Source organism: Nostoc linckia z4, assembly GCF_002608075.1.
Lineage (GTDB): Bacteria > Cyanobacteriota > Cyanobacteriia > Cyanobacteriales > Nostocaceae > Nostoc > Nostoc linckia.
Genome location: NZ_LAHA01000117.1, coordinates 1 through 8,432 on the forward strand (window position 1 = coordinate 1; position 8,432 = coordinate 8,432).

Sequence of the window (8,432 nt, forward strand, 5' to 3'; positions counted from 1 at the left end):
TTTGATGAAATGAATCCCCAGTGAGTTAAATCTCCTCAATTCTGACTTTCTTAGGTGGAGGTGGTACTTCTTTCGGTTTGGTACGGACAATAAAACCATCTTTTTGTAAGAAAGATTGAATTTCCTTTATCTCATCCCAAGCTCGGTAGAATTTATGATGGATTTGATAATACAAATCATTGATGTAGTATTCTGCCATTTCTTTCTTCCCTTCATACCGAGCCTGGGAAACTTTAATATCAGTTTTTAAATCTTGCAAGTTTGCAGTTAAGTGGTCTTTAACATCATCAATTGATTTCTCAATATCAGATTTGGTTTTAGCTATATGAAAAATGATGCCGACGAGTGCGGCTACAGCCAAAATAATATCTAATGTGTCTTTAAAAGAGTTAAGCATAAGCATTTTAATTAAAGAAGTTTTACTTACTAAGCTTTTTGATTAAAGATTTGATAACAGCACCTTCAGTTATCACTCTTTGATGAGTAGCTCTGACGCTTGCTTCTAAAGATTCCAAAGTTGTACCTTGGTTTTCCCCAACGTATTCCCACACCTTTAAATTCACATCTTTCAGGTACGGTTTAGGGACAAACGATATCAAATACTCATTCAATGGAAACTTAGTAAAACGATACATTTGATATCTGGATAAAACTACCTTTACTAACTCCCCTTGTGCATACCCAGAACTCCCAAAACCTACCAAATATGCTTGTAAAAAATCACCCGCTGCATACCAATGACTTGGCGCTGAAGGTGATTCTGCAAAGATGCCTATCGTATTGCTCGTGAATATCACGTCTGGTTCAATTGCAGGAATGGGAGAATCAGTAGCGGTACGTTGTTCGGTAACCCTCAGTTTCCATTCACTAGCAATCTCAAACACTACTCTTCACCGGCTCCTTCTTGAACGTCGTTCTCAGCGTCTTTCTTCTTCAGAAGCGCTCTTTGCTGTGCTGCGGTCAACGGCACTTCTGTCTTAGTAGATGCTACTGCTGCTTCTTTCTTCATGATTCCACCTCTACCACCACTAGGGAGGATGAAGTAGGGGAAGATATCAGCAGCAGTAGCAGAGGCTTTAATCTTTGTTGAAGGAATCAATTCTCCTAAAGCTTCCCCGATTATTTGCGAAGTAGCAAAGCTTGGGAAGTTAAAAGAGATTGTTTGATAATTACCCTTTGCGGTCTTTTTACCTGTAACTAGCTTTACATTCTTCCCGTTACCACGACTTTTCGCATTACGGGCTACAGTGCTTTCAGCTACCTCTGCATCTGTTCCACCTAGAGTAGTACCGTCAGCAAGTGTTTTTGTTCTAGCGTGGGCTTTTCTTTTAGTAAGAATTTGCCCAGTAAATGCAAGTTTTTCGATATCAAGAAAACGTGCAGTGCTAGCACGACAGTAGAAGAAACCAACAGGGTCAGGATTGCTTCTTGTTGCGTCGTTCTCTGTACTTCTTCCTAACAAGAAAGCTAAATAATTTAACGGTGCGCTTGCCATTGCTCCTCCTCCAAATAATTATTAATCAATGGTGGATATCACTACCCACCAAACTATCTAGACTCGTGCTGGTGTAGTAGTGTTGAGGTCAACAGCGGCAACGATATTTACCCCATAAGTTGCATTATAAAATTGCAGTCCAGATGTAGTAATAGTTTGAACTGTTCCTGTAGTAGGTGCGGGATAAGCGTTGAGAGCTTCACCTACAACAAGATTACCAGCGGCAACATTCTTAGCAACTTGAGCCACATAAGCAGCTTGTAGAAGTTTTGCGAACATTTCAGCGGTGTCAATACCGTTAGGTAGAGCGTCGATATCATCCCACCAAGTTTTTAATGAGGAGTCGGAAATCTTAGCAGAAATTTCAGCGAAGGTTAAATCAGCTACGTTAGCCATGTTTCTGTTTTTTATTTAAAATTGACTATTTCACCTTGATAACCGTTGTTCTGTAAGTGCGTCAAGCACTAAAACAAGGCTTTGTAGATAATTTTTTTCTGACACCTTAAGGTATCAGAAAAATTTTTTATATTTGAGACGTGGCTGGTATATTACTTTTTAGTAAAATTGCATTATTTAAGTAAGTATCAGTAAAAGCACAGGTATAGCCTTATAGTCAAATCAACCTAGTAAATGTAATTCAAAATTATCTTGAAATCTAAAAGGCATAAAGTTAGAATCAGCAATCTCATTAAAATTATTTTTATCCTCTTCAGTTAAAATCCCATCGGGAACAGAATTAACTAAGTTATCCCAAACTAGCTTGAGGATTTCTAAATCTTGAATTGTAATCTCTGGCTTTAACTCTAGCCTTACTGATAGCAACTCTAGCCTTCCTTTTGCGTTAACGTCTTGGGAGAAATTAACTAACTTCATATAACTTTCACTCATCAGCATCTGAGTATTAAATTGAGCGATATTAGGACGAATAGGGAAATTATTAATCTCCGATTCTGCTACTAATTCACCATTAAAAAAACTTTCGATTTTCATTTTTAATTCACCTTGAACCAAAATAAAGGAGCAGCACTACCATTAAGTAGGGATAGATTATTTGTTGGAGCTATCAACGGCAAAGTCGAGTAAGTGCCTGTATTCCTCAAACTGCAACTTGAGGAATTAGTATTAGGAGTTGTCTGCCCAAAGATATGATTATTTCCTAAAAATAATCCACTGCAATATAGGGCAGGCGCTTTAGTAGTTATTCCTGCAAACCAATACCAATTTCTATCTAAATTCAAAGAGATAATTGATTCCTTTATCCCCGCAGTTGCAGCGGGTAAATTCCCGCTGCTGATTAATAAATCATGGGGTAAACCGTTCAAATTAGAGTAGATTCCAATTGTGGCATTGGCATCAGTAATCCCACTCGGACAAAAAATAACTAACCGATTAATTGATACTGAATCATGCACCGGGAACGGAACATAAGTAATACCAGTTACGTTTAAGCCATTGCTAGAAGAGGTATCTGTATAGATTCCCTGAATTCCCTGATAATACCGCCCTGATACATACCCAGGATGGTCAAGGTTTGATTCTAATGCAGCAATTCGAGTAAGCAGATTAGCGTTTTGAGCAGACACCGCTGTTACTAGGTTTTCTGCATCCGTGACCCTTTCCCCTAGTGCATCAAGTATCGTTTGCTGAATTGGTTGTCTATATAAAGGCATATTGTTGTTAGTTGTTGGACAAATTAAGGTAATAGACGCTTACTGAAACACAAACTCGATATCGTCATCAGTCAGAATGTTATCAGCGTGTATCCATTTAGGAATTATTAGCAATCCTGACAAAGGCATCACCTTGACCATATTTAAAACCTCTGATACTTCCATCACTTCACCTTCTGCTACTTCACCTCTCTCATCCTCAAACTGAATTGTGTCTCCAACCGATAGCAGCAATTCATCGTCACTTTGTTGATACATAAACTACATCCTTTTTTTTACCTGTTAAATCAACCAAATTAATTGGCGGAACATTTACCCCTACATTCAAATAAGCAAATTGAAAAGTTACCTCACCCTCTTTACCTCTCTGTGGTATTTCGACACGTTCGCCACGAATTGTTACCCTCTCAGGTGTAGTTGACTGCGAATTATTTACCTTACTGCTACCTTTCCTGAATAGGTCATCATTCATCTTATGCCCTTGGATATCTAGTACCTTTTTAATAATGCGTTTTGCCTCAGCTTCATCTTTCACGTCTAATTTGAATTGATACCCTTTCTCGTGGTCAGCGTAAGTGTAAGTTTGTTTCCCCTTATTAGCTTTAAATGGCGGTGTACACATCTCTTTGTAGATAGTTTCAGAGAGAGATTTTAGGTAATCATCGGTTGCAAAATCCTCTTTACTTTTATTCATTAATCTGAAAGACATTTCCATACTTAATGCTTGCGTTATAGCTCCCTTGTCAGGGTCATTATTTTGTTTTTGGTAAAACTTTAAAACTACCTCTGGTTTGTGTCGCCTATCCGGCATTTCGCTAGGAATTGACCCATAAATAATTCCCATATCCCGCCCTGCGAATTGTTGCTCAGTCGCGAGTGTTTGGATTATCACGGGTCGTAGTAGTTCCTCTCTTCCACCAAGTACTATTCGCTCATCTGGTATCTCTCTATTTGGGGTAATCTCTACATACCTAGTGTTACCTAGTGCTGGCGTAGAGCGCCTAGCTAACATATCTTGAGCAAGGAAAGTATCAACGGCATTAGCGACAACATACCCAGCTTCCACACAAGCTTCATCAGCTTCCTCTAGAAACTCTTCAACAAACTCACGCATTGCTCCTTCAGTACCAAAGGTATTGTCTAAAAACTCTTCGGTGGCGCTAGCAAATGACCACGGCTTAGAATCTTTCTCACCCCATGCTTGTAACGCTTTTTCTGTATTACCACCAAGCAGTTTTCCAATTGCTTTACTGTTAGCTTTAAGTGCCTTCCTGACATTTTTATAGGATGCAGTTAGTAGCATTTGAGTACCAAGTATGAGCGTACTTTTCAGTAAAGCTCCAAAGTTTTCGGTGAATTCTTCTAGTGCTTCTTCTGTTACTTTTGCAAGTACAAACGCTCCAAGAGGTTCATTGAATGCCATTATCCCTACACCGGGTAAAATACCGCAAGCAATATACCCAAATGCATTACCTAAAGTGCCCCCAAACTGCCCAGCTAATGCAGTCCATTTAGCTTTAATATTTGCATCTAGCTGACTGTCTGTAGCGTTCCAATTAAAATTCCAGATGAATTGTTTTGTCGCTACAAACCACGACCAAAAACCAGTCCAGCTAAACTTAAAAAATCCCCCAACTGTTGACATCAAAAAACCGCCGAGAGACTTTGCACCATTAAAGAAAAAATCAACTATTGCATTACCGCTACCATTGCTTCCACCACTACCGCTACTGCTCTCTAGCCCTCGTATTACTCGCTGCCCGATATCACTTCTAACTACCCGACTAGTTAACCGACTTAAGTCAAATTCAATAGCCATAATTACTCACCTCCTTCCGCTTCGTTGTCGTTATTCCCTGCGTTTTTATCTGTTCCAATCTCCCTAATTTTTGGTCTTTCCTTGTACTGCCTGCCCCAAGGATTTGCTGTATCTGATATTCCCGAAACGTCGATAAAACCACGCTCACACTGTTCTGTGAAATTATCAAAATCATCTTGGCTGTCTTCTTTCCCTGCGTCACTAACAGCCTGAACATTATTAATGAGTAGATTTTTTAAACTTTCCTTGGGATTGTTCGCATCAATCTTTCTCCAGTTCTGAGCGTTCCACCTTGCAGCCATTGTGAGAAGTGTTTTTAAATCATCCTGTAAGTCTTTTTTGTCTGTATTTTCATACGAGACTATCTCAACATTTTTCTCCTTCAGTGTTTCGCTGATATCTTTTCCACCAGGTGTGAAAAGGCTAGGGATTTGTTTTTTCTTTTGCTCAAGTTTGTATCCCAAAAATTCAGCATTAGCTAGAGACACATCAAGTGTTTTTGTGGCTAGCTGCTTTGTCATCCCCGCTTCACCCATAGCTTTGATAGCGGTGATTAAAGTAGCGTGAGTATCCCTTTTAATCGTGAGTATCATCCCTAATAATTCGGCTATAGCTTCCGCTTGGTTAGGTACTTTGATTTTCTGTTTCTGGTTCCCTTCCTTCACTAAATCACTATCCTCTATCTCAATTTCAATCGGGTAAGCACCCATCAAAGCGTCTAGTTGTTGCATCTGCCACAGCATTAATTCAGCGAGTGATTCAATACTTATCATTGATGGGTTTTGCTTTGTAAAGTTATCGGGAACACTTGCCGGTAATGAACCAATCCTTCTTAGTATCAGCTTCAGCAGATTCTCATTATTATTGTCGTCACAACACATACATTTACACTTTTTAGGCCTTGGTGGTGGTGGTGGGTCAGTTGGTGGCGGTGGGTCGTAATTACCGCATATATACAAAAGCTTATAAACTTCGATTTCTATATCTGTCCCTCCTTCAGGAAAGACGATATGTTGGTTAAGTGTCACAGGATTGGGCAAAGCTTCGTAGTCCTTCTTTGACATGTATCGAGGACTTTGAATACCTCCAGGCAGATAAGTTGGAAGCAACTGAGATAGTGACACCCTTTCACTGTTTTGTCTTGTGAAGGTATTTTCATACTGCCTGATAGTCCCTTCGTTGTAGTACTCCCATACTGTGCTGAGGTCGTATGGATTTCCAGAAAAAGTTCCTCCTCTGGATAGCCAATATTGTATATTTGAGTTGTTAAGAAAACCTCTCCTTTTTGCGTCCCCTGAGTTCAGGGTTACACGCTCTGTTACAAATATATCAATATAAAAATCTGCATAGTATCCTTCTAAGATTCCAGTCCCATGCATTAAATATCGAACATCAGAAGGGAACCTGATTTTTTTAATTTCCTGTGTATATGTTTCTTGAACAAAGTAAGGAGTACCGTCTTGCAATAAACCATATTCATGACTAAATTTTTTGGGAACTATGTAAGACTGCAATCCATAAGGACAATTAGCGGGCATTTTAGAGGAATCGTCTACCACAGGGTCTGGTGGGCGCGGTGGTTCAAGTGGTTTGCAATCTGGATTCCTGTAGACAATTTGAAAAGGCGGTACTTTGATAAACCCAAGTGTGCCGCTAAATTGAACACCAAAATTGCAGCCATCTAAGACGATACTTAATTCAATGCCTACAGGAGATGTTAGGTCTATAGGATTTTCACCACACCAAGGACTATCGGGATATCTATCACAATCTGTAGGGTCTGCGGGGGTAAAAGGTGTAGTGTAAAAATCACCGACAAACTTTTCTAATGATTCTTGCGGCTCCTCTATATCTGGGAAGAATAGGGATTTTTTCTTAATATCCTGCTTCTGTTTTCGCTTAATAGGAAAATTTGAGTCTGGTGTTTTCTCAAGGTCGAATTTAGGCTTTTTGTCAAGGTTTATTTTAGGTTTATCCGCAAGCACTAAACAAACTCCCTAATATCTATTGCAGTGCTACCAGAAGCGACCACAGCATAGTAATTGCCCGTGTAAATTGGTGCTGGTGCTTCGTAATAATCACCTGGTTCAAGCTTCACCATATAGCTGCTACCGCTAACGGTGCTAACAGTATCAATGAAAATATTTTTATCACTACTGTTAAAGAATGTCAGACCTTTACGGTTAGTATTCGCGTTGACAATTATCGCTGCAATATTAGTGATATTATTTGCGATTTTCTGACTCGTGTCTACAATTCTTTCAAGAGTTACAACTCTTTTTAAATCAGCGAAAGCAGTTACCTTGTCTTGCCCCTTTGTTCCATTTTGTAGCAATCCAAAACCTACATTTCTTATCTGTAATCCAATCATAGAATTATCGCCAAGAGAGTGATTCCCTAGTGAATATTCTCGATAAGGGTAGGGTGAAGAATTCAACAGTGAATAGGCTGCTATCCTCTGCCAATTAAGGGTATTACCAACATCAAGCACGACATCCATTTGAATCCTTGGTGAATTCCATTCCAGATTTATAGCTGTCAGTAATTGTTTACTCTCTGTGTCCTCAAGCTCGAAAACCGGGAACTCCACTTCAGTTAGCGAATAAATCCAACCTACTGCTTTTAAGTTTTCAATCTCTAGATATTCGTGAATGAGTCTGTACCCTGCTTTGTTGTAAGGGGTGTACGTCAGCAAAGGTTTTACCGTACTACCAGTGTTAGCGTCTAAAGTTATACACAGCTTACTTTTAATAGCGAACGTCTCAAGCACCATTTGTTACGGATTTTTCATGAAGTGAATAGATCCGTTTTATTCAATGCCTAAAATTATGTAAATCTTCCTCTTTTATGTAATTTCGGAAGTAAGTTTACAGTCTCTATATATTGTGAAGACCGGCTTCTAGAAAGACTGCTGATTTTCAAAAACAAAAGTATACCTGTTTAACCGTGCCACGAGGTAAAACAGGAAGTGATAACGCCGAACTATTTTCAATAGCATGAGTGGCAGTACTGAACCTGCTAGGAAAATAATTTATACAAATCTTTAAAATCGCCGGCAGGACAAAACCGACTAGGGCGAATATGCTGAAAGTCTGGAAATTATCTAAAACCAAAATCTTCGCGATCGCCCCACTCATCACAAAGGCGATCGCGTTTTTATTGGCTACACCTCCTCAAACTCCCCAAGATGAGAAGTGAGAATCGTGCCCTKCGACGTTGTGAAGGTGAACTGGGTTGTGGCTGGTGGGTTTGGAATCGACTTGAGAGTACAGCCATAAATCCATTCGTAGTCATCAAATCCGAGCTTGCGAATTTTGAACTTAAAGTCTGGGTTCTCAATCTTGGGTGTAAATGCTGCCCTCACTCCCTCTTCCCACTTTTCAATCACTCCAGTTTCTTGGGCGAATCTGGRGAGGGTCTTTTTGTCAGTGATAGCCTTGATAGTTTT

11 protein-coding genes are annotated in these 8,432 nt (G+C 39.5%); all 11 read right to left on the reverse strand.

The features are described from left to right. Positions 1 to 25: 25 nt before the first annotated feature. Complete coding sequence (locus VF06_RS38275) at positions 26 to 397, reverse strand: hypothetical protein (RefSeq protein ID WP_143861776.1); 372 nt, start codon at positions 395 to 397, stop codon at positions 26 to 28. A 22-nt stretch (positions 398 to 419) separates the two neighbouring features. After that, entirely contained in the window at positions 420 to 884 is a 465-nt protein-coding gene (locus VF06_RS38280; RefSeq protein ID WP_099073438.1) for a hypothetical protein, read from the reverse strand. Continuing rightward, positions 884 to 1,495, reverse strand: a complete 612-nt coding sequence (locus tag VF06_RS38285; protein ID WP_099073439.1) for a hypothetical protein — start codon at positions 1,493 to 1,495, stop codon at positions 884 to 886. Before VF06_RS38285 ends, VF06_RS38280 begins: the two co-directional genes overlap by 1 nt. A gap of 57 nt (positions 1,496 to 1,552) precedes the next feature. After that, the gene (locus VF06_RS38290; RefSeq protein WP_099073440.1) at positions 1,553 to 1,891 is read right to left on the reverse strand and encodes a hypothetical protein; all 339 of its coding nucleotides are present in this window, start codon (positions 1,889 to 1,891) and stop codon (positions 1,553 to 1,555) included. A 222-nt stretch (positions 1,892 to 2,113) separates the two neighbouring features. Next, positions 2,114 to 2,485, reverse strand: coding sequence for a hypothetical protein (locus tag VF06_RS38295; RefSeq protein ID WP_099073441.1), 372 nt, complete (start codon positions 2,483 to 2,485; stop codon positions 2,114 to 2,116). Between the two features lie 2 nt (positions 2,486 to 2,487). Then, complete coding sequence (locus VF06_RS38300; RefSeq protein WP_099073442.1) at positions 2,488 to 3,165, reverse strand: hypothetical protein; 678 nt, start codon at positions 3,163 to 3,165, stop codon at positions 2,488 to 2,490. A gap of 39 nt (positions 3,166 to 3,204) precedes the next feature. Next, entirely contained in the window at positions 3,205 to 3,423 is a 219-nt protein-coding gene (locus tag VF06_RS38305; protein ID WP_099073443.1) for a hypothetical protein, read from the reverse strand. After that, on the reverse strand, positions 3,407 to 4,984 hold the full coding sequence (locus tag VF06_RS38310; protein WP_099073444.1) for a hypothetical protein: 1,578 nt from the start codon (positions 4,982 to 4,984) through the stop codon (positions 3,407 to 3,409). The genes VF06_RS38305 and VF06_RS38310 overlap by 17 nt, the downstream gene beginning before the upstream one ends. Positions 4,985 to 4,986: 2 nt before the next feature. Then, entirely contained in the window at positions 4,987 to 6,969 is a 1,983-nt protein-coding gene (locus VF06_RS38315; protein WP_099073445.1) for a hypothetical protein, read from the reverse strand. Then, positions 6,969 to 7,757: a hypothetical protein gene (locus VF06_RS38320; protein WP_099073446.1), complete on the reverse strand. Its 789-nt coding sequence runs from the start codon at positions 7,755 to 7,757 to the stop codon at positions 6,969 to 6,971. Before VF06_RS38320 ends, VF06_RS38315 begins: the two co-directional genes overlap by 1 nt. Before the next feature lie 390 nt (positions 7,758 to 8,147). Continuing rightward, the coding region (locus VF06_RS42260; protein ID WP_218964550.1) for a hypothetical protein at positions 8,148 to 8,432 on the reverse strand (285 nt) is incomplete at its 5' end.